Origin of the sequence: Actinosynnema sp. NPDC002837 (assembly GCF_040295345.1) — a bacterium.
Classification (GTDB): domain Bacteria; phylum Actinomycetota; class Actinomycetes; order Mycobacteriales; family Pseudonocardiaceae; genus Actinosynnema.
Genome location: NZ_JBEOVG010000005.1, coordinates 1 through 20,471 on the forward strand (window position 1 = coordinate 1; position 20,471 = coordinate 20,471).

Sequence of the window (20,471 nt, forward strand, 5' to 3'; positions counted from 1 at the left end):
CACGTGCGTGCCTAGCAGGGTCCGCCGCCCCGCGGGCCCCACCCCCGGCGTTTGGCAGTCCACCGCCTGGTGCTCACCTCACACCCCGTCCCATCCGGGGGCTCCCGGGCAGCACTCGCCCGGTAGCCGCCTTCTCGCCGAACGCAATCGTCCATCGCCTTGAGTACGACCTGTCCCGGGACCTCCAACAGAGGGGCTGAGACCTCGTCCCCGACCGAAGGCGCGGCCGGACCTGGTGGCAGGGCCGACCGCGCGCCGCGGCTCAGCTCTTGTACTCCGAGTACAGGCAGTACAGGTCGAACCCGCCGGGCTGGGCGTCGAGCTGCTTGACCAGTTCTCCGCTCTTCTCGAAGTCGGCGAGCACGTGGTGGTTGCCCGCGCCCAGGCCGACCGCGAACAACGGCTTCCCGATGGGCGAGTCGCAGGCGGCCTCGCCGGTGCCGGGCGGGTGGAACTCCGGGCACGTCGTGCACGCCGGCAACGTGAACTCGTGCGCGGTGGAGCCCGCCAGCTTGATGTTGATCGGGCTGTTGACGGTGTTGTAGAAGGTGATCGTGATCGGGCCGCCCGCGCCGAGGGGCGCGGGGACGGGCACCCGCGCGCCGGTGCCGATGGCCACCTTGGCGGCGATGCGCGCCGACTGGGCCTGCGGCACGTCGCCGTGGTCGGCGAACGTGCTGATGAACCGGTCCAGCGTGCCGACCGCCTGCTCCGCCTGGCCGTCGCGCAGCTCGCTCAGCCCGCAGTCGAGCATGGTGCGCGGGTACTGGTTCTTCGCCTCGCCGGCCACCTTCGCGGCGACCTTGTTGGTCAGGCCGGAGAAGAAGGCGAGGACGTCCACCACCTTGCACGGCTGACCGGCGGCGAGCGGCGCGGTGGCCGCCGCGTAGAGCGCGTCGAACGCCGCGGGCACCTCCTTGGCGGCCGGCGTGTCGCCGAACTCGTCGGCGATCGCCTCGAGGGCGTTGGCCGCCGCGCTGGAGCCGACGGGCTGCTCGGAGGTGAGCTGCTTCGCCAGCCGCAGGTAGACGTCGGCGACCTCCGCGGCGAACGACTCGTCCTCGGAGAGCAGGTCGCGGTAGACCTTGATCGCGTCGACCAGCTTGCCCTCGTCGCGCAGGCCGCGAGCCCAGGTCGTGTAGGTCTCGACGAGCTCGTCGTGGACGAACGGGCTCAGCGGGCTGTCCGGGTGGTCGCGGCGGAACTGGCCGTAGCGCTGCACGGCGGTGGCCTCGTCCTCGGCGTCGGCCGCACGGGTGAAGTCGGCGCACTCGTCCAGGCCTCGGATCGCCGCGGCGACGTCCGAGCTGAGCGTCAGCTCGTAGGGCCCGGTCACGGCCTCGAACTGGCCGGTCGCCGCCGCGCAGTCACCGCGCCCCTGAGCCGCGAGCCCGTCGTCGTAGGCGCCGCGGCCCAGCACGCCGTACCCGATGTACGCGCCGACCACGGCGAGCACCGCGATCGCCCCGATCACCACCGGACGGCGGTTCGCGACCGGCGGGTGCTTCACCGCGATCCGCCACGCGTCGAGCACGAGGATCACGAGCCAGGCCGCCGCCAGGCCCCGCCACAACCACGGGTTGGCCGCCGCGTTGGTGGCGAACGCGACGACGACGAGCGCAACCACGAGCACGACCGCCGTCCACGCCTGCCAACGTCGGCGCAGGTAGAAGTACCCGGCCCCGAGCCCGGTCAGGTTCAACAGCACCGCCGCCGCGGTGGACCTCGGCTCCGGCGGCGTCAGCGGGATCCGCAGGATCGGGTCGGTCGGCGTCGGGTCGACCCACGTGACGTGCTCGTCCGGCCCGCTCGGCCGCGCCCACGGATTCGCCGCCACGGTGGCCTGAGCCGCCGAGGGTTCGGCGGAGTGAACCGCCGCCGTTTCAACGGCCGGCGACTCAACGGCCGGCGACTCAACCGCCGGCGGTTCACCGGCCACTGTTCCAACGGCCGGTGCTCCAGCGGGATCCGGCACGACGGCGGCCGGGCCTGCCGCTGCCGGCTCAGTGGCCTGGGGTGCTTCCTGCTCCGCCCGCACGGGTTCCGCCGGAGCGGGTTCCACCGGCAGCTCGGCAGTTGCCGTCCCGGCCGTCGATGCCGCCTGCTCACCCGGCGCCGACTCCGCCGGCAGTTCCGCGACCGTGGTGTCACCCTGTGCCGGTTCGGCAACAGGCACCGACTCCGGCTCCGGCACCGACTCCGGCACCGACTCTCGCACCGGCTCCGACACCGGTACTGCAACTGGCGCTTCGTCCGGCGGTCCGGCCGCCGGCGTCTGCGCCTTCGATCTGTCTTCGCTCATCCCAAACCCCCCACAACGGTGTCCCCGACCCCACCCATAGGGGACCACACCACGGTCATCGGGTGCAGGGATTTGTCGGCGACAAGTAGTTGGGCCGAACCGGTCATCTTCGCAGCGAATCGGCCCGCGGCATCCTCTCACGCGCAGCAGCTCGCACGAACCGGTGCCGGAGGCGGTCGAGCGGCTCCATCACCCCGCCGCTCGCCCCCGAACGGACGTGAGCAGACCGAGTGCCGTGGTGATCAGGGGCGAGTGCTGGGCGCCCTCGGGCACCGCGGCGAAGATCCACCGCTGTGGGCGGGACGCGGTGATCCGGCGGATCGTGACCGCGGCGGGCAGGTCACGTTGGGCAAGTCGTGGGATCAGCGCGACGCCGTGGCCGTGCGCGACCAGTTGGGCGAGCGCTTGCCAGTCGTTGGTCCGGTGCGCGACGTCCGGGGTGAAGCCGGCCGCCGCGCAAGCCGTGGCGGTGATGGCGCCGCAGCAGCCCCGGCCGTCGCCGACGATCCACGGGTCGTTCCGGAAGTCCTTGAGCCCCAGCACCTTCCGCTCCAGCAAGGGGTGCCCGGGCGGCAGTGCGACGTCGAGCTCGTCGGGACCCAGGTCGACGCGGTGGTAGCGCGGGTCGCCCGCGGCGGGCGAGCCGGTGAAGTCGACCGCGAGCGCGATGTCGTGACGTCCCGCGTCGAGTTCGTCGAAGAGGGCGGGCGGCTCGGCCTCCGTCACCGTGATCTTGACGTTCGGGAGCTCGTCGCGGGCCCGGTCGAGCACTTGCGGGAGCAGGCCCGCGATCGCGGTGGGGAACGCGCCGACCCTGATCGTCCCGCGAACGCTGTCATCCCACGATTCGAGTTCGTGGCGAGCGCGTTCGATCTCGGCGAAGATCGCGTCGGCGTGGGAGAGCAGCGCGTGCCCCCGCGGCGTGAGCACCACCCGCCGCCCGACCTGCTGGAGCACTTCGAAGCCGACGTCGCGGGCGATCCTGGCGATCTGCTGCGACACCGCCGACGGGGTCAGGTGCAGGGCCGCGGCGGTGGCCGTGATGCTCCCGCGTTCGCGGAACTCCCGGAGCACCCGCAACCGACGCAGGTCATCCATGAAGTCAACGCTTAACGGTTGCATTCACACATTGTAGATTGACGTTAGCGATCACCTCGCCGAGGCTTGCGGCATGCGATCTCGGACAGACCGGCCCGATCCCCTCCGCCTCGGCATCGTCGCGCTCGGCGCGATGGGCGTCGAGATGCTCGCCGCGGCCGTCGCCCACCCCGGGTTCACCGTCGTCCGCGCGTCCGACATCGACCCCGCCGCCATCGACCGCGTGCGGGCCGCCTACCCGACCGTCACGTTCACGACCGACGCGCGGGAGATCATCCGATCCCCGGACGTCGACGCCGTGTACATCGCCACCCCGCCGATGTTCCACGCGGACCTGGCGATCGCCGCGATGCGCGCCGGTAAAGCCGTCTTCTGCGAGAAGCCGCTGGCGATCGACCTGGCGGACGGGCGCCGGATGGTGCGCACGGCCGCCGAGCGCGGTGCCGTCGGCGCGGTGAACTTCGCCCTGTCCGACCGCCACGCCGTGCTCGAAGTCGAGCGAAGCCTGGCCGCCGGCGAGATCGGCGAGGTCACCGGGATCGACATCCGCCTGTCGTTCCCCGAGTGGCCACGACCGTTCCAGGCGGACGCCGCCTGGTTGGCGGCCCGTGACCAAGGCGGGTTCGTTCGCGAAGTCCTGTCCCACTTCGTCTACCTGACCGACCGCCTGCTGGGCCCACTGGACCTCGTCGACGTCGGAATCGACCTGCCCACCGATCCGCGCGCGAGCGAGACCGCCGCACGCGCCCACCTCCGCGCCGGCCGAACCCCCGTCCACGTCTCCGCCTTCTCCGGCGCCGCCGGACCCGAGACCTACGAGTGGACCCTCTGGGGAACCGACCGCTCGTACCTGCTGCGCAACTGGGGCGACCTGCTCACCTCGGACGGCGGCGACTGGCAACCGACCACCCCACCAGGCCCACGAGGCTCCGAGACCACCCGACTGTCCCTGTTCGCCGCCGCCGTCCGCGGCAACCACTCGCCCCACCTGGCCGACTTCGCCACGGCCCTGCGGGTGCAATCCGTCATCGAAGCCTTCCACCACCCCAAGCCCAGCCGGTCCTAGCCGAGAACGGCCATCTGCTCCACCGTGCCGTGGATTGCCGGCCACACGCTCCTTCGGCACGGCGACACGTTGAAGCACCACCTCACCGAACCCGGGTCAGCTCCGCTGCGCGGTCATCAGCATGTAGGGGGGTTCGCCGGTGCGGGCGCAGTTGGTGAACACCGAGTCCAGGGCGGCGACCGTGTCGGCCCCGTACTCGGCGGTCAGGTCGTCGCGGTGGGCGCGCAGGCGTTCCAGCAGCATCGGGTAGTGCCGGTCGGTCCGCTCGCTGATGTCCAGGTACTCGATCAGGTGCAGGCCGGCGTCCCGCAGCATCGGCGGGTACTCCTCCAGCCGGTGGAACGGCGTGTTCAGCGCGGCCCGGCGGTACTCCTCGATCATCCGCAACCGCTCGCCGGTGAACGGGATCCGCTCGTAGAAGTCCGTCAACGCCAACCGACCCCCCGGCCGCAGCACCCGGCCGACCTCGCGGAACACCCGCGGCCGGTCGGCCATGTGCACCAAGGACTCGATGGCCCACGCCGCGTCGAACGAGCCGTCCGGGAACGGCAGGTCCTCCGCGTCGGCGACCTCGAAGCGCACCTGCCCGTCGAGGCCGGCCGCACGCGCCCGCGAGGTGGCCTCCCGGACCATCTCCCCGCTCGTCGAGATCCCCACCACCTCCACCCCGGTCGCACGGGCCAGTCGCAGGGCGGGCGCACCGAGCCCGCACCCCACGTCGAGCACCCGCTGACCGGAGGTCACAGCCAGGCGCTCGATCATCACGTCGGTCAGGTTGTCCATCGCCTCGTGCAACGTGCTGGTGTCCTCACGGGAGTGCCAGTACCCGTAGTGGACGTTGTCGCCGGCCAGGCGGGCGATCAGCGGCAGGGCGTTGTCGTAGAACGCGACGACCTCGGCGCTGCTGGGAACGTAGTCGGTAGTCATCGGGTGCCTTTCAGCCAAGCGCGTCAACGAACGACCTGATCGGCGCAAGAGGTCATCCGGGCTTGTGCCCGGCCACCAGCAGGTAGCCGAGGCTGGTGCGCCCGACCTCGAACACCGGGGCCAAGCCCTGTTCGAACACCCGGATCCGCTCCGCCCCATAGGAGTCGGCCAGGTCCTCACCGCGGTCGCGGAACACCGCCGCCACCTCGTCGTAGGTGCGCCGGACCCGCGTGCCCCAGTCCTGCCGCTCGTCGACCACGAGCCCGGCGTCGGCCACGAGGGCGCACAGCGCCGAGGCGGTGGGCGGGTCGAAGATCGCGTGCGTGGCGAGCACCTCGCGGTCCGCCGGCGTCAGCGCCGCCTCGGCGGTGTACTCGGTGACGGCGAACCGGCCGCCGGGCCGCAGCACCCGGCTCATCTCCCGCAGCCACCGTCCTTTGTCGACCGCGTTGGGCAACGAGTCGAAGGCGAGCACGGCGTCGAAGGCGGCGTCCGGGAACGGCAGCGCCTCGGCGTCGCCCTGCCGCGCGGTCACGAGGTCGGCCACGCCGGCGGCAGCCGCGCGACGGGCGGTTTCCCCGGCGTGCCAAGCGCTGTTGGTGATCCCGGTGACCCGGGCGCCGAACCGGGTCGCGATGCGGATCGCGGGCATGCCCACGCCGCAGCCCACGTCGACGAGGTGCTGACCGGGCGCCAGCGCCAGGGTGCCGGCCACCAGGTCGGTCATCCGGTCCAACGCGTCGGCCAGGGTGGCCGGGTCGTCGTCACCGGTCCAGTAGCCGAGGTGGATGTTGCCGTGGTAGATCTCGACGAGGTCGCTCATCCCGTCGTAGATCCCGCCGACCTCGTCGGCCTCCTGACTGGCTGGGCTGGACACGACCCGAACCCCTTCCGGTGCGAGGACGTCCTCGCACCGGATCTAACTACAACGTCATCCACCTTCCGCGCTCCGACCGTCCCTTGTAGCCGGACGGGTGAACCACGAACACTTGTCCCCTTAGCGGGTGAAATGCCTCCATCACCCCTCCGGGCAGGTCGCACACCAGGCCCGATCAGTTGAGAAACTGATAGCTTGTGGACGTCCGTGTGACCACCGCCACCGGGAGCCCGGGATGACCGACACCAGCGCACTGGACGCCGAGGTCGCGCAGATGTACGAGCGGACCACCGCGCTCGTCGAGCTGATCTGGGGCTCCAACCTGCACTTCGGCTACTGGACCGGTCCGCAGGACACCAGCGGCAAGCACCTGGCGCAGGAACGGCTGACCGACCTGATGATCGAACGCGTCCCGCTCACCGCGGGGCAGCGCCTGCTGGACGTGGGGTGCGGCGTGGGCCACCCGGCCCTCCGCTTCGCGCGCACGACCGGCGCCGACGTCGCCGGGGTGACGATCGCACCGGGCCAGGTGAGCGCGGCCACCGCCGCCGCGCACGAGGAGGGCCTGCAGCACCGGGTCACCTTCGAACTCGCCGACGCCGCCGCGCTGCCGTTCCCGGACGACAGCTTCGACGGCGCGTGGGCGCTGGAGAGCATGCCGCACATGCCGGACCGGGCCGCGGTGCTGCGCGAGGCGGCCCGGGTGCTGCGGCCGGGATCGCGCATCGCCCTCACCGACGTGGCCCAGTGCGGGCCGCTCAGCGCGCGGCAGCGGCGGGACCTCCAGGAGCGGATGCTGATCACGGCACCGCCCCGGGCGGAGCTGCCGGCGCTGCTCGACGCGGCCGGGTTCGACCTCCTGGAGGTCCTCGACATCACCGCGAGCACCTCGCGCACCACGGAGTTGACCAGGCAGGCCCTGGAGGAGGACGCCGCCGGGCTGTCCCGGGAGTACGGCGCCGACACGGTCGAGCACATGGCGCGCGTGCTGGACGTCTACGACGACGCCGTGCGGACGGGGATGGAGTACCTCCTGATCACCGCTCGCCTCCGGTCCACGACCCGTCCCGATGAACCGGTGGGTACGACGTGAGCGGCGGCATGCGCGAGATGTCCGACCCGGAGTGGCGGGCGTTCATCGGCCACGGGACGCGCACCGGCAAGCTGGCCACCGTCCGCGCCGACGGCCGGCCCCACGTCGCGCCGATCTCCTTCCTGGTGCACGGCCCGGAGGTGCTGTTCTTCACGGGTCCGGAGACGGTCAAGGGCAGGGCGCTGCGCCACCGGCCGAGCTTCGCCCTCTGCGTGGACGACGAACGGCCGCCGTTCGCGTTCGTCCTCCTCGAAGGCGAAGCGCGGGTCGAGGACGAGCGCGAGGAGGTGCGGACCTGGGCCCGGCGCATCGCGACGCGGTACGTGGGCGAGGCGCACGCCGACGCGATCGCCAGGCACAGCGAGGAATCCGGCGAGGTGCTGGTGCGCGGGCACATCACCAAGGTGGTCGCCCGCACCGGGCTGGCCACCTCCGAAGCCGCGGCACAGCCGGTGGGCACACCGTGACGAGGGCCGGACACGCCGATCCGCCATCACCACACGACCAGCAGCACCAGGGAAGGACGAGGTCATGAGTTCGGACCGCATCGAGCGCGAGGTCTTCATCTCCGCACCGGTGGAGCGCGTGTGGGCGGCCCTCACCGAACCGGAGCACGTCGGTCGGTGGTTCGGCTCGGGCGCGCCGGCGCGGATCGAGCTGCGCCCCGGCGGGACCATGCACCTCGACCACGGGGAGAACGGGCAGTTCCCCACGACGGTCAAGACGGTCGACCCGCCGCGTCGCTTCGCCTACCTCTGGGCCAGCGCGCACCCCGGCGAGGTGGCCACCGAGGACAACGCCACGCTCGTCGAGTTCGACCTGGCGCCGCAGGGCGACGGGAGCCTGGTCCGGCTCGTGGAGAGCGGCTTCGACACCCTCGACATCCCGGAGGACAAGCGGGCCGGGGCCTCCCGCGAGAGCCACGCGGCCGGCTGGGGCGAGGCGCTGGAGGGACTGCGGCAGCACGTGGAGCGGCTCGGCCCGTCGTCACGCGGGCCACGGCCGGCCGGTGATCACGTCGATCACCTGGCTTGACCCGACTGTGCCGAGCACCCGCCCAGGCGCCGAACGCCGCGGGCGGTGCGTCGAGTGGAGGAGACAACAGATGACCAGTGACCTCATGCAGCGCAAGCACGACAAGGCGTTCGAGCGGCTCGACGCCGACCAGGACGGCCGGATCGACCAGAGCGACATCACCGCGCTGGCCGACAAGTGGCGCAAGGCGCTCGGCGCGACGCCGGGCTCGCCGGAAGCGGCCAGGCTCACCAAGCTGGCCAACGACATGTGGACGGGGATCCAGCAGCACACCGACAAGGACTTCGACTCGGCGATCAGCAAGGACGAGTGGAACGCCGCGTCCGAGGACCCGGGTTTCGTCGACAACGTCGCCGTGCCCTTCGCCCTGGCCGCCTTCGACGCCGCGGACGCCGACAACGACGGCCAGATCAGCAAGGAGGAGATGGCCAAGGCGCAGAAGCAGGCCGGCATGTCCGAGAGCGAGTCCCGGGCCGCGTTCGACAAGCTGGACACCGACCACGACGGCTACGTGAGCCGGAAGGAATTCGCCGCCGCGGTCAAGGAGTTCTACCTCAGTGACGACCCGAGCGCGTCCGGCACGGAACTGGCAGGCAGCCTGTAGCCCGTCGAGGACGATGAGCAGGTGCACGACGCGGCCGCCGGGACTCCTCGGCGGCCGCCACCATGCGGCGCGCCAGGTGCGCAGGCCCCGCACTTCATCCTTTCGTGTCAACGAGTTCGCCTCCGCCCGGTCTTGCCCTAGCTTCGGCGACATGGTCGGACCATTCTGCGCGGACGCCGCCCGCCTGCTCGCCGAGGTCGCGCTGGACGGCGCCCGCCGGCTCGGCGCCCGGCACGCGTCGTTCCGGCTCGCCCGCGTGCGGACCGGGCAGCTGGTCCTGTTCGACGGCTCCGTCCGGTCCGCGCACGACGCCGCGGTCACCGGCCTGTCGGTGCAGGTGTGGCGCGACGGCGCCTGGGGGTTCGCCGCTTCGGGTGACGTGACGACGCGGTCGGCGCGTGAGACCGCCCGTCAGGCGGTCGACACGGCGAAGTCCTGCGCGGCCCTCGGCCGGGAGGACGAACCCGTGCCCGAGCCCGTCCACGACGGCGCCTGGTCGTCGGGGTTCCGCGTCAACCCGTTCTCCGTCCCCGAGGCCGAGCGCGCCGACCTGCTGGCGGACTGGAGCGCGAGGCTGCTCGCGGCCCCCGGTGTCGCGCACGTGCGCGCCAAGGTCGTCGCCGTGCAGGAGGACAAGTTCTACGCCGACCTCGCGGGCACGTCGACCGCGCAGCGGCGCGTGCGCGTGCACCCGCAGGTGGTGGTGGCCGGCGGGTCGACGGCGTTGCGCACGGTCGGGCCGCCCACCGGGCGCGGGTGGGAGTACCTGCTCGGCGAGGGGTGGGACTGGGACGCCGAGCTGGCCGCCCTGCCGGGTCTGCTGCGCGGGAAGCAGGACGCGCGACCGGTGCGGCCCGGCGCGTACGACCTGGTCGTCGACCCGTCGCAGCTGTGGCTGACGATCCACGAGTCGGTCGGGCACGCCACGGAGCTGGACCGCGTGCTCGGGCACGAGGCCTCGTACGCGGGCACCAGCTTCGTGCGCCCGCGCGACGTGGGCGAGCTGCGCTACGGGACGTCGCTGATGACGGTGACCGCCGACCGGACCACGCCGCACGGGCTCGCCACCGTCGGCTACGACGACCAGGGCGTGGCCGCGCAGTCCTGGGACCTCGTGCGCGAGGGCGTGCTGGTCGGCTCGCAGTACGACCGCCGCACGGCCCGCGCCGCCGGTGCGACGCGCTCGGTGGGCTGCGCGTTCGCCGAGTCGGCGTTGCGGCCCGCGATCACGCGGATGCCCAACGTCTCGCTCGCGCCCGTTCCCGGCGGTCCCACCACCGAGGAGCTGATCTCGGCCGTCGACGAGGGCATCTACCTCGTCGGGTCCGACAGCTGGTCGATCGACGCGCGGCGGGACAACTTCCAGTTCACCGCCCAGCGGGCGCACCGCGTGCACCGCGGCGAGCTGGCCGGCCAGCTCGGCGGCGTCGCCTACCAGTCGGACACCAGGGCGTTCTGGGGCGCGTTGTCGGCGGTCGGCGGCGAGGGGACCTACCAGCTGTTCGGCGCCGACCTCTGCGGGAAGGGCCAGCCGGTGCAGGCGGCCGCGGTGAGCCACGGCTGCCCGACCGCGGTGTTCCAGGGCGTGCGCGTGCGGAACACGGCGGACTCGTGCTGACGCCCCAGGACCTCGCCGAGTCGGCGCTGGCCGCACCCGGTGACCGGATCGCGATCGTCGACGAGACCTCGACCGCGCACCTGCGGTGGGCGGACAACGCGGTGACCGGCAACGGCGTCGTGCACAGCCGGGCCCTCACGGTGATCGAGTCGGCGCCCGGGGCGGGGATCGGCGTCGTCTCCCGCGAAGGCGCGTTGGACGAGGACGCGGTGCGCGCGGCGGTGGAGGAGGCCGGGGCCATCGCACGCCGGGCCGCGCCCGCACCCGACGCGCACCCCCTGCCGCCCGCCGCCGAACGGCAGTGGTCGCAGCCCCCGACCGGGACGTCCGTCGCGGCCTTGGCCGGGGTCGTGGCGCAGTTGGCGGAGGTCTTCGAGCAAGCACGGTCCCGAGGGGAGTCCTCGTCCGGCTACGCCGAGCACGAGGTGCGCTCGACCTACCTCGCGTCGTCCTCGGGGCTGCGCCTGCACCACGCCCAACCGGGCGGCGTGCTCGACCTGACCGCGCACAGCGCCGACCGCACCGCCTCGGCGTGGACGGGTGCGGACCTGGCCGACCCGTCGCAGGCGGACCTGCTCGCTCGCTACGCCGGCCTGGCCGCCCGGCTCGACCCCTCGCGCCACCGCGTCGACCTGTCCCCCGGTCGCTACGACGTCATCCTGGCGCCGTCCTGCGTCGCCGACCTCATGATCCACCTCCACCGCGCCGCCGACCTCCAGGACGCGCTGGACGGCGGCACGGTCTTCAGCGGACCCGACGGCGGCACCCGCCTCGGCGAGCGGCTCACCGAGGCGCACCTGACCCTGGCGAGCGATCCCGCCGCGCCCGGTCTCGGCTGCCTGCCCTTCACCGTCGTGCGCGCACCGGGTCCGGGGTCGTCCTGCTTCGACAACGGCACGCCGCTGCGGCGCACCGAGTGGATCAGCGGCGGCTCGCTGGCCAACCTGGTCGCCACCCGGCACTCGGCGCGGACGGCCGGCCTGCCGTTCACCCCGCGGATCGGGAACCTGGTGCTGTCGGGCCGCCCCACCGACCGCACGCTCGACGACCTGGTGGCGAGCACCGACCACGGGCTGCTGGTGACCTCGCTGTGGTACCTGCGGGAGGTGGACCCGTCCCGGCTGCTGCTGACCGGCGTGACGCGGGACGGCGTCCACGTGGTGAAGGGCGGCGAGGTGGTGGGCACGGCGCCCGACTTCCGGTTCGACGAGAGCCCGGTCGACCTGCTGGCCCGCGTCGCCGAGATCGGCCGCACGGAGCCCGCGCTACCCAGGGAGTGGGGCGACCGGGAGTTCCGGACCGCCATGCCCGCCGTGCGGGTCGAGGACTTCGCGCTGTCGTCCGCCGGCCATGCGCGGTGACCGCTCCCCGATCGCCTTGCGCAGTTCCTCGATGTGGGCCGGGGTGCTGCCGCAGCACCCACCCAGCACGTCCACGCCGTAGTCGGTCCGCCACCGGCTCATCGCGTCCGCGAACCCCGCTGGGTCCACGGCCGTGGGCAACGGGCCGTCGGCGTGCGCGCCGGTGCGCTGTTCCAGGTTCGGGTACGCGCCGATCGCGCCGGCGCAGTTGGCCCGCAGCGCTTCCAGGCAGCGCTCGGTCTCGGCGAACGGCGTGCAGTTGACCAGCACGGCGTCCGCGCCTTCCTCCTCGACCGCGCGCGCCGCCCTCCCCAGGTCCTCTCCCGAGAGCAGCGTGGCGCCGTCCGCGCACACGAAGCTCACCCACGCGCGGATCCCCACCGACCGCACCGCTTCCAGTGCGATCCGCGCCTCGCGCAGGGTGTTCATGGTTTCCACGAGCACCAGGTCCACCCGGGCCCGCGCCAACTCCGTGGCCAACCAGAGGTGTTCGCGGCGCAGCTCGTCGTCCGTTGGCACCAGGTCGGGGCGGTAGCAGTCCTCGACCGGCGCCATCGACGCCCCGATCAGCGCGTCCGGCGCCTCCGCCGAGCGGCGTGCGGCCTGCGCCACCCCGATCGCGGCGTGCACCATCCAGCCCAGGCCCGCCGCGTCCAACCCGTTGGCGCGCAACGCCCGCTCGTTGCAGCGCATCGTCGCGGCGGTGATCACGTGAGCGCCGGCCCGCAGGTACTGCTCGTGCACCCCGCGCAGCACCGTCCGGTTGGCGTCGGTCAGCAACGCCTTGGTCGTCCACCACGGGTGGCGCACCGGCAACCCGGCGCGCTCCAGCTCCGTCGCCAGCCCGCCGTCCAGCAGCACCGTCGCGGTCATCGCGTCGCACTCCTCTCCGCGTACGAGGCCGCCGCCATCGCGGCGCACAGGTCCTCCACCAGGTCGGCCGGGTCCTCGATGCCGAACGACAGCCGCACCAGGTTGTCCGCGATCCCCGCCCGCGCCCGGACCTCGCGCGGCACCGGCCGGTGGCTCATCGAGGCGGGGCACTCGATCAGCGACCGCACCCCGCCCAGGCTCACCGCCGCCGCGAACAGCTCCGTGCGGCGCAGCAGCTCGCCCACGTCGCCGAGGTACTCGAAGCTGACCATCGAGCCGGGCGCCGACATCTGCCGCGCGGCCAGCTCGAACTGCGGGTGGTCGGGCAGCCCCGGGTAGTGCACGGCGGCGACCAGCGGCGACGCGGTCAGCACCTCGACCGCCGCCCGCGCGTTGGCCACCTGCCGCGCGACGCGCAGCGACAGCGTCTTCAGGCCCCGGTGCACCAGGTAGCAGTCGAACGCCCCCGGCACGCCGCCGACGACGGTGCGGTGTTCGAGCAGCCGTCCGTGCAGCGTCGGGTCGTCGAGCACCAGCGCGCCGCCGAGCACGTCGGAGTGGCCGGCGATGAACTTGGTGGTGCTGTGCAGGCTCAGGTCCGCACCCGCGGCGAGCGGCTGCTGGAGGGCCGGGCTGGCGAAGGTGTTGTCCACCACGACGATCGCGCCGGCGCGGTGGGCCGCCGCGCTGATCGCGCCGATGTCGGCGACCTTCATCACGGGGTTGGTCGGCGTCTCGACCCAGACCAGGTCGACACCACCGGACAGCGCCGCGGCCGCGTCGTCCGCGTCGGACAGGTCGACCTGCCGGACGTCCACCCCGCGACGGCGGCACAGCTCGAACAACCCGTAGGTGCCCCCGTAGACGTCGTCCGACGCGACCACCCGGTCGCCCGGCTCCAGCAGGGACAGCACGGCCTCCCCGGCCGCCTGGCCGGAGGAGAAGGCCAGCGCGAACCGCACGTCCTCCAACGCCGCCAGGCACGTCTCCAGGTCTTCCCGGGTCGGGCTCTCCCCCCGCGCGTAGTAGTACCGCGCCGGGTCCTGGGCGGACGCGTCGAAGGTCACCGCGACGTGGATGGGCGGGATCACGTCGCCGTGGCCGAACCGCGTCCGCTGGCCCTCGTGCACCAGCTTCGTGTCGAATCGCATCGGGCCGCTCATCCGCGCGCAGCCGTCGCGCGCAGGCACAACGCGGTGCTGGGCAAGGAGATCGAGCCGTCCGCCCGGCGGTGCTCGGCGACCGAGGCGGCGACGTCGGCCCACAGCGCGGACGTGTCGGGGCCCAGCAGGACGCGAGCCGTCTCGCGGATCTCCAGGGGCGTGACGGCCTCGGTGAACCGGGCGTAGGACTCCGCCGAGTCCAGCTCGAACGGCACCCGCACCTCGGTGACCGACACGTCGGTGAAACCCGCCGCGGTCAGCTGCCGAGACACCACCTCGGGGTCCGCCATGCTGAACGGACCGGGCCCGGGCCGTGGCGCGGGCAGGTCCAGCCACCTCACGAGCACGCCGAAGCCCAGGGAGAGCATGGGCGCGGTCTCGGGTGGGCCCCAGGTCGACGCGGCGAGCACCCCGCCGGGCCTGAGCACCTCGGCCACCGAGCGGAACGCCCGCACCGGGTCGGGCGGGAACATCAGGCTCCACCGGCCGAGCACGACGTCGAAACCGCCGCGGGGCAGGTCGAGCGACTCGACGTCCCCGACCAGGAACTCCACGTTGTCCAGCCCGTCGGCCCGGCGGCGGGCCAGGTCGATCATGGCGGGTGAGAGGTCGACGCCGACCACCCGGCCGGTCGGGCCGACGGCGGCGGCCGCGGTGAGCGCGGGCTCACCCACCCCGGTGCCGACGTCCAGGACGGAGCTGCCCGGCCCCACCCCGCCCAGCTCCAGCAGGCGTGAGGTCACCACCCGGGCGCCGCTCTCGAACGTGTCGGCGACGGACAGCCACCCGGCGCTGATGGCATCCCAGTGGAGGCGCTGGCCCTCCTTGAAACGGACGTGGTCGAGCTCGGTGGCGCTCATGGAACCCCTCGGGGTCGGTGCGGTCAGAGGAAGCGCTCGGTGGGGTGGTCGGCGGTCCACGGGCCGGGCCGTGCGGTCTTCAGCACCGACCGCAGGTACTCGATCTCCGCGAGCGTGTTGTAGACGGCGAAGGACAGCCTCACGGTCCCCACCAGGCCGAGGCTGTCGAGGAACGTGCTGGCGCAGTGCACCCCGCAGCGCACGGCGATGCCGTGGGCGTCCAGGTGGCTGCCGACGTCGTAGGGGTGGATCCCGCGCACGGACAGCGACACGATGCCGCACGGCATGGCGCCCGGGTCGCCCACGACCACGACGTCGTCGAGGTCCGCGACGGCGCCCAGCACGGCCTCGACCAGGCTCTCGTCGTGCTCGCGGACCGCGGGCACGCCGAGGCCGAGCAGGTAGTCCAGCCCGGCCGCCAGGCCGACCGCGCCCGCCACGTTCGGCGTGCCCGCCTCGAACCGGGCCGGAGTCGGGACGTAGCGCACCGGCTCGACGTGGCTGACGCCCTTGACCGTGCCGCCGCCGACCCGGTACGGCGGCAGGTCCGCGAGCAGGTCCCGCTTGCCGTACAGGACGCCGACGCCCATCGGCCCGTACACCTTGTGCGCGGAGAAGCAGTAGAAGTCCGCGTCCAGCTCCCGCACGTCCACCGGCAGGTGCGCCACCGCCTGCGCGCCGTCGACGAGCACGAGGGCGCCGCGGTCGTGCGCCGCCGCGGCCATCTCCCGCACCGGGTTGACGGTGCCCAGCACGTTGGACACGTGCGCCACGGCGACGATGCGCACCCTCGGCCCCAACAACGCGGTGAAGGCCGACAGGTCGACCCGCCCGTCCGCGCCGGTGGGCGCGACCACCAGCTCCGCGCCGACCTGCTCGCACAACCGCCGCCACGGCAGCAGGTTGCTGTTGTGCTCCATCCCGCTGACCACAACCTGGTCGCCGCGGCCGACGACGCGCCTGCCGACGACGTCCGCGACGAGGTTGGTGGAGTCGGTGGTGTTGGCCGTGAAGACCACCTCGTCCGCGTGCCGCGCGCCGAGGAAGCGGGCGACCAACGCCCGCGCGCCCTCGTAGCGGTCGGTCGCCGTCATCGCGAGCCGGTGGTAGCCGCGGCCGACGTTGCTGTTCGCGGTGCGGTAGTAGTCCACGACGGCGTCGAGCACCGCCTGGGGTTTCTGGGTGGTGGCGGCGTTGTCGAGGTAGACCGGCGCGTCCACGTCGCACAGCAACGGGAAGTCGTCGCGCACGGTCGTGGGCAGCGCTCCCGGGCGGACCTGGCTCATCGCGACTCCTCGGTGGCGAACAGCGCGTCGAACCGGTCCAGGTAGCGCCGGTCGAACGTGAACACCTTCTGCTGGGGGTACGGCCGGTCCCGGGCGGGCACGTAGCCCGGGGCGCCGGGCGAGCGGAGCGCACCGGCGGCGTCCCGGAGGTGCGGGCCGTAGAAGAACCAGCAGACCTGGCCGATCTGCTCGGTGAACAGCGCCGCCCGCGCGGACACCGGGTACATCCGCGAGTGCAGGTAGGTCGCGGTGAACTCGCCGCGCGGGCCGAAGCCCTGGTCGAACGCCACGTGCCCGAAGACGTCGTGCACGACCCGGAACACGTCGTTGTGGCACAACGGCACGCCGTCGACCTCGACCCCGGCGGGTTCGCGCATCGGGTGGTCCGCCGGGCAGGGGAAGGAGCCGTGCCCGTCCTCGGTGAGGTGCAGCTTGAGCACCCGGGTCTCGCGCACCGACCGGCGCAGTTCGGCGGACTCGCGGTACGGGAGCCCGGCGCCGCGCCACGGCTCGACGCGGATGCCGTGCTCCAGGACTAAGGCGAACTGCCAGGCGCTCACCCGCTGGAGCACGCGGTAGCCGTGGGCGAGGTCCGAGTCGAGCGCCCACGTCGGCGCGCGGTCGTAGACGTCGGCCACCTCGCGGCAGAAACCCTCGTCCAGTCGGACGTCCAGCACCTCGGGGCGTATCCGGTCCACTAGCGACTCGAACAACAGGCCAACCTCCCGACGGTCTGGTCGCCGATCCGCTTCGACTGTAACAGCGGCTATATGTTCCTAAAGCCACCTGATCGAGTGGACGACGCGGCGGTGGGCCCGCGCCGCTCCCGCGTGCCGACCCCTCGGTCTCCCGTTACGTTGACGGCGGGTGCCGAGCCGGGAGGCGGCGATGTACGAACCGGAGGTGCGCGAGTACCTGCGCATCGGCCTGCTCCTCGGCCGGCTGGTCGAGGGCTTCGTGGACTGCTGGTTCGGCGATCCCGCGCTGCACCGGCAGGTGCGCGACGAACCGCTGCCCACGCCGGGAGAACTCGCCCGGCAGGCCACCGACGTCATGGCCCGCGTGGCGGACGGCGACCTCTCCCCCCGGCGCAAGCGATTCCTGCACGCGCACCTGGCCGCGATGAGGTGCTCCGCCGAACGCCTCGCCGGCCGACCGGTGCCGTTCCGCGCCGAGGTCCGCGCCTGCTTCCAGGTCGAGGCCGAGGTGGGCGAGCAGGACCGCTACGCCGAGGCGCACGACGAGATCCGCGCCCTGCTCCCCGGCGGCGGCGACCTGCGGACCCGGCTGGAGCGGTTCCACGAGGCCAACACCGTGGGCCCCGACCACCTCCTGCTCGCGGTGCAGTCGGTGTCCGACGCGGTGCGCCCGCTCGTGCGGGAGCGGTACGGCCTGCCGGAAGGCGAGCACGTCCGCTACGAGGTGGTGCACGACAAGCCGTGGAACGCCTTCAACCGCTACCTCGGCGACTACCGCTCGCTGGTCCTGCTCGACTCGCGGGCGGGCCGCAACCTCGCCGCGCTGCCCCTGCTGGCCACGCACGAGTCCTACCCGGGCCACCACACCGACCACTGCCTGAAGGAGTCCGGGCTGGTGCGGCGGTGCGGCGAGGGCGAGCACACCCTCGTCGTGGTCAACACGCCGCGGTGCCTCGTGGCGGAGGGCATGGCCGAGCTGGCGCTCGCGGCGTCCGTCGGTGACGGCTGGGGCGCTTGGACTTCCGACGTCCTGGCCGCGCAGGGCGTGCGGGTCGACGGCGAGCGGGTGGAGGCGGTGATGCGCGCCTGGTGGAAGCTGATGGGCGTCCGCCAGGACGCCGCGATCATGCTGCACGACCGCGGCGCGTCGGCCGAGGACGTCGTGGCCCACCTGACGCGGTGGCTGCTGGTCCCCGAGCAGCGCGCGAGGCACATGGTGGAGTTCCTGACCGATCCCCTCTGGCGCGCCTACACCGTGACCTACGTCGAGGGCAGGCGCCTGGTCTCCGAGTGGCTCGACGCGCGCGATGGCAGGACGACCGCCACCGACCGGTTCGACCACCTGCTGCGCGCCGACGTCCTGCCCGAGGACCTGCGTGACCCGACGACGTCGAATCACCCCATCGGGCAAGGCTCGGTGGTTGTGCCGCGCACCGCCGATGGGCAACCCTTTGTGCACGGCGCCCGGCAGCCCGTGCGCGGGACCGACCTCGCCCAGTCCACTGTGGATGGACCCGTCTCGGACACGGAAGGGGCACGATGAGCGGCACCAACGGCCAACCCGTCCTGCCGATCTGGCCGGAGGGCGCGAGCCCCGAGTACCAGGCCGCCCGCACGCAGCTCGCCAGGGCCGAACGAGCGCTGCGGGACCACGTGGAGGCGGTCGCCGCGGCGCGTCGGGCCATGCCTCCCGGGCCGGTGCTCCGCGACTACGAGCTGGCGGAGGACGGGCTCGACGGGCCGGTCCGGACGCCGCTGCGCGCGCTGTTCGGCGAGCACGACACCCTGTTCGTCTACCACCTGATGTTCCACCCGGACGAGGACGAGGCGTGCCCGATGTGCTCGATGTGGGTGGACGCGCTGCGCGGTGTGGCCGTGCACCTGGCCCGGCACACGGCGTTCGTCGTGATCGCCAAGGCTCCGCCGGCCAAGCTCCGGGCGTGGGCGGACCGGCGGGGGTGGGACGGGCTGCGCGTCCTGTCCAGTCACGGCACCACCTTCAACGCCGACCTGAACGCCGAGCGCCGCGACGGCAACCAGCGGCCGATGGTGAGCGTGCTGCGCGCCGAGGGTGACGCCGTGCGGCACTTCTACTCGCAGCCCGCGAACCACTTCGACGGCGCCGAGCGGGGCATCGACCTGCTGAACCCGGTGTGGAACGTGCTCGACCTGCTCCCGGGCGGCCGCGGCGACTGGTACGCGGACAACGACTACGTCCCCGAGGGCGGGGGCGCCCGGGCGACCGCGACCGCGTGACGTCCCGAGGTTCCCACCGGCATCCGGGCGGTCGTACGAAGGGGGACGAACCGTGGCCGCGACCATCGACTTCGACACCAGCCTCGCCACCGCGTCGTGGGAGGCGATCCGCGACCTCTTCGCGCTCGATCCCACGGCCACGCACCTGAACACCGGCACGATCGGCGCGATGCCGCACGAGGTCGTCGAGACCTACGACCGGGTGACCAGGGAGTGGGCGGGCAGCCTGGCCAACATCTACCCGCCCAGCCTCTACCCCGAGTACCGGGCGCAGATCGCCCGGGACTTCGGCGTGGACCAGGACGAGCTGGTCATCTGCCACAACGCCACCGAGGGCATCTCGCGGATCGTCGCGGGCCTCGACCTCGGCCCGGACGACGCGGTGCTGACCACGTCCCACGAGTGCTTCTCCGTGCTGTCGAACTTCAACCTGGCGCACAACCGCTTCGGGGTGCGGGTCGACCTGGTCACCCTGCCGTCCGGCCCGGACGTCACCTCCGAGCAGATCGTCGCCGCGTTCGAGGCGGCGCTCACCCCGCGCACGAAGGTGATGGCCTTCGCGGCGACCACGCTGTACACCGGCACCCGGATGCCGATCCGCGCGCTGTGCGACCTCGCCCAGCGGCACGGCGTCATCACCATCGCCGACGCGGCGCTGCTGCCGGGCATGGTGCGGGCGAACCTGCGCGAGTTCGGCCTGGACTTCCTGGCGGGCTCCGGCTCGAAGTTCCAGTGCGGCCCGCTCGGCACCGGCCTGCTCTACGTGCGGAACAAGGTCTTCCCCGAGCACAACCCCCTGCCGCTGCCGCGGTTCTGGCCGGTGATCTCCACGTGGTACCCGCTCGTCGGCGACATGCCCAAGCGCACCACGACGTCGGTCGAGACCTGCAACATGGGCGACTACCTGCAGAGCGCGGGCAGCGCGAGCATCGGCCGCGCCGCCGCGCTGGCCAAGGCGTGCGAGCTGTGGAACCGGATCGGCCGCGGGCGCATCGAGGAGCGCGCCCTGGAGCTGGGTTGGCACGCCAAGCGGCGGGTGGTGGAGCTGTTCGGGGAGTCCGCCCTGTATTCCCCGCTGCACGACACCGGACTGCACGCGCCGGTGGTGGCCTTCAAGCCGTTCCGGGCGCCCGAGGACGCCTGGAACATCAACAAGGTCATGGCGTTCGTCGACCGGCTGGAAGCCGAGCACCGGATCTGGATCAGGTGGGTCGAGTTCGAGGTGCCCGGCTCGCCGCACATGCACTACGCGGCCCGGGTCTGCACGCACCTGTTCAACGACCACGACGAGATCGATCGGGCGCTCAAGGTGATGGCCCGACTCGCGGACGAGATGTCCTGACCCGGAGGTCAC

At 72.9% G+C, this 20,471-nt stretch carries 19 protein-coding genes; 10 read left to right on the plus strand and 9 right to left on the minus strand.

The annotated features are described in order from the left end of the window. Positions 1-262 precede the first annotated feature (262 nt). Positions 263-1,837 (minus strand): hypothetical protein, encoded by a 1,575-nt coding sequence (locus ABTZ99_RS05250; protein ID WP_499608291.1) that lies wholly within the window; start codon positions 1,835-1,837, stop codon positions 263-265. A 654-nt stretch (positions 1,838-2,491) separates the two neighbouring features. Then, positions 2,492-3,400 (minus strand): LysR family transcriptional regulator, encoded by a 909-nt coding sequence (locus tag ABTZ99_RS05255; RefSeq protein WP_499608294.1) that lies wholly within the window; start codon positions 3,398-3,400, stop codon positions 2,492-2,494. Between the two features lie 73 nt (positions 3,401-3,473). Here ABTZ99_RS05255 and ABTZ99_RS05260 point away from each other — a divergent pair, with 73 nt between their 5' ends. Continuing rightward, entirely contained in the window at positions 3,474-4,466 is a 993-nt protein-coding gene (locus tag ABTZ99_RS05260; protein WP_499608297.1) for a Gfo/Idh/MocA family protein, read from the plus strand. 96 nt (positions 4,467-4,562) lie between these two features. Here the strand turns inward: ABTZ99_RS05260 and ABTZ99_RS05265 are convergent, their stop codons facing one another. Continuing rightward, on the minus strand, positions 4,563-5,393 hold the full coding sequence (locus ABTZ99_RS05265) for a class I SAM-dependent methyltransferase (protein ID WP_498776690.1): 831 nt from the start codon (positions 5,391-5,393) through the stop codon (positions 4,563-4,565). 52 nt (positions 5,394-5,445) lie between these two features. Then, a complete protein-coding gene (locus tag ABTZ99_RS05270) occupies positions 5,446-6,270 on the minus strand; it encodes a methyltransferase domain-containing protein (RefSeq protein ID WP_498776688.1) in 825 nt (274 codons plus the stop codon). A gap of 235 nt (positions 6,271-6,505) precedes the next feature. Between ABTZ99_RS05270 and ABTZ99_RS05275 the strand changes: the two genes are divergently transcribed. From ABTZ99_RS05275 to ABTZ99_RS05300, 6 genes are all read left to right on the plus strand, one after another. After that, the gene (locus tag ABTZ99_RS05275; RefSeq protein WP_499608299.1) at positions 6,506-7,363 is read left to right on the plus strand and encodes a methyltransferase domain-containing protein; all 858 of its coding nucleotides are present in this window, start codon (positions 6,506-6,508) and stop codon (positions 7,361-7,363) included. Next, the gene (locus tag ABTZ99_RS05280; RefSeq protein WP_498776684.1) at positions 7,360-7,830 is read left to right on the plus strand and encodes a PPOX class F420-dependent oxidoreductase; all 471 of its coding nucleotides are present in this window, start codon (positions 7,360-7,362) and stop codon (positions 7,828-7,830) included. Before ABTZ99_RS05275 ends, ABTZ99_RS05280 begins: the two co-directional genes overlap by 4 nt. Before the next feature lie 64 nt (positions 7,831-7,894). After that, complete coding sequence (locus ABTZ99_RS05285) at positions 7,895-8,398, plus strand: SRPBCC family protein (protein WP_498776682.1); 504 nt, start codon at positions 7,895-7,897, stop codon at positions 8,396-8,398. A gap of 70 nt (positions 8,399-8,468) precedes the next feature. Beyond that, positions 8,469-9,002, plus strand: a complete 534-nt coding sequence (locus tag ABTZ99_RS05290) for an EF-hand domain-containing protein (protein WP_498776680.1) — start codon at positions 8,469-8,471, stop codon at positions 9,000-9,002. 151 nt (positions 9,003-9,153) lie between these two features. Further along, positions 9,154-10,620 carry a TldD/PmbA family protein gene (locus ABTZ99_RS05295; RefSeq protein ID WP_499608303.1) on the plus strand — a complete coding sequence of 489 codons (1,467 nt, stop codon included), beginning with the start codon at positions 9,154-9,156 and terminating at the stop codon, positions 10,618-10,620. Then, complete coding sequence (locus ABTZ99_RS05300) at positions 10,614-11,981, plus strand: metallopeptidase TldD-related protein (protein ID WP_499608305.1); 1,368 nt, start codon at positions 10,614-10,616, stop codon at positions 11,979-11,981. The genes ABTZ99_RS05295 and ABTZ99_RS05300 overlap by 7 nt, the downstream gene beginning before the upstream one ends. Here the strand turns inward: ABTZ99_RS05300 and ABTZ99_RS05305 are convergent. The 5 genes from ABTZ99_RS05305 to ABTZ99_RS05325 are packed head-to-tail and all read right to left on the minus strand — an operon-like array spanning position 11,886 to position 16,876. Further along, entirely contained in the window at positions 11,886-12,854 is a 969-nt protein-coding gene (locus ABTZ99_RS05305) for a homocysteine S-methyltransferase family protein (protein ID WP_499608308.1), read from the minus strand. The genes ABTZ99_RS05300 and ABTZ99_RS05305 overlap by 96 nt on opposite strands. Next, complete coding sequence (locus ABTZ99_RS05310) at positions 12,851-14,005, minus strand: trans-sulfuration enzyme family protein (RefSeq protein ID WP_499608311.1); 1,155 nt, start codon at positions 14,003-14,005, stop codon at positions 12,851-12,853. Before ABTZ99_RS05310 ends, ABTZ99_RS05305 begins: the two co-directional genes overlap by 4 nt. A gap of 8 nt (positions 14,006-14,013) precedes the next feature. Continuing rightward, positions 14,014-14,877 carry a class I SAM-dependent methyltransferase gene (locus tag ABTZ99_RS05315; protein WP_499608314.1) on the minus strand — a complete coding sequence of 288 codons (864 nt, stop codon included), beginning with the start codon at positions 14,875-14,877 and terminating at the stop codon, positions 14,014-14,016. Positions 14,878-14,900: 23 nt separating this feature from the next. Continuing rightward, positions 14,901-16,163 carry an aminotransferase class V-fold PLP-dependent enzyme gene (locus tag ABTZ99_RS05320; protein WP_499608317.1) on the minus strand — a complete coding sequence of 421 codons (1,263 nt, stop codon included), beginning with the start codon at positions 16,161-16,163 and terminating at the stop codon, positions 14,901-14,903. Then, on the minus strand, positions 16,160-16,876 hold the full coding sequence (locus tag ABTZ99_RS05325) for a crotonobetainyl-CoA--carnitine CoA-transferase (RefSeq protein ID WP_499608319.1): 717 nt from the start codon (positions 16,874-16,876) through the stop codon (positions 16,160-16,162). The genes ABTZ99_RS05320 and ABTZ99_RS05325 overlap by 4 nt, the downstream gene beginning before the upstream one ends. Before the next feature lie 154 nt (positions 16,877-17,030). Between ABTZ99_RS05325 and ABTZ99_RS05330 the strand changes: the two genes are divergently transcribed. From ABTZ99_RS05330 to ABTZ99_RS05340, 3 genes are read left to right on the plus strand one after another with little or no spacing between them, the layout of a single operon-like run. After that, positions 17,031-18,404 carry a DUF885 domain-containing protein gene (locus ABTZ99_RS05330; protein ID WP_499608322.1) on the plus strand — a complete coding sequence of 458 codons (1,374 nt, stop codon included), beginning with the start codon at positions 17,031-17,033 and terminating at the stop codon, positions 18,402-18,404. Continuing rightward, a complete protein-coding gene (locus ABTZ99_RS05335; protein WP_499608324.1) occupies positions 18,401-19,117 on the plus strand; it encodes a DUF899 family protein in 717 nt (238 codons plus the stop codon). Before ABTZ99_RS05330 ends, ABTZ99_RS05335 begins: the two co-directional genes overlap by 4 nt. A 52-nt stretch (positions 19,118-19,169) precedes the next feature. Then, a complete protein-coding gene (locus ABTZ99_RS05340) occupies positions 19,170-20,459 on the plus strand; it encodes an aminotransferase class V-fold PLP-dependent enzyme (protein WP_499608326.1) in 1,290 nt (429 codons plus the stop codon). The last annotated feature ends 12 nt before the right edge of the window (positions 20,460-20,471 follow it).

What these genes read in the sequence shown, in the direction of transcription:
- ABTZ99_RS05255 (WP_499608294.1), bottom strand. Translation starts at nt 3,400, where the DNA reads ATGGATGACCTGCGTCGGTTGCGGGTGCTCCGGGAGTTCCGCGAACGC.
- ABTZ99_RS05260 (WP_499608297.1), top strand. Translation starts at nt 3,474, where the DNA reads ATGCGATCTCGGACAGACCGGCCCGATCCCCTCCGCCTCGGCATCGTC.
- ABTZ99_RS05265 (WP_498776690.1), bottom strand. Translation starts at nt 5,393, where the DNA reads ATGACTACCGACTACGTTCCCAGCAGCGCCGAGGTCGTCGCGTTCTAC.
- ABTZ99_RS05275 (WP_499608299.1), top strand. Translation starts at nt 6,506, where the DNA reads ATGACCGACACCAGCGCACTGGACGCCGAGGTCGCGCAGATGTACGAG.
- ABTZ99_RS05285 (WP_498776682.1), top strand. Translation starts at nt 7,895, where the DNA reads ATGAGTTCGGACCGCATCGAGCGCGAGGTCTTCATCTCCGCACCGGTG.
- ABTZ99_RS05290 (WP_498776680.1), top strand. Translation starts at nt 8,469, where the DNA reads ATGACCAGTGACCTCATGCAGCGCAAGCACGACAAGGCGTTCGAGCGG.
- ABTZ99_RS05295 (WP_499608303.1), top strand. Translation starts at nt 9,154, where the DNA reads ATGGTCGGACCATTCTGCGCGGACGCCGCCCGCCTGCTCGCCGAGGTC.
- ABTZ99_RS05305 (WP_499608308.1), bottom strand. Translation starts at nt 12,854, where the DNA reads ATGACCGCGACGGTGCTGCTGGACGGCGGGCTGGCGACGGAGCTGGAG.
- ABTZ99_RS05310 (WP_499608311.1), bottom strand. Translation starts at nt 14,005, where the DNA reads ATGCGATTCGACACGAAGCTGGTGCACGAGGGCCAGCGGACGCGGTTC.
- ABTZ99_RS05315 (WP_499608314.1), bottom strand. Translation starts at nt 14,877, where the DNA reads ATGAGCGCCACCGAGCTCGACCACGTCCGTTTCAAGGAGGGCCAGCGC.
- ABTZ99_RS05320 (WP_499608317.1), bottom strand. Translation starts at nt 16,163, where the DNA reads ATGAGCCAGGTCCGCCCGGGAGCGCTGCCCACGACCGTGCGCGACGAC.
- ABTZ99_RS05335 (WP_499608324.1), top strand. Translation starts at nt 18,401, where the DNA reads ATGAGCGGCACCAACGGCCAACCCGTCCTGCCGATCTGGCCGGAGGGC.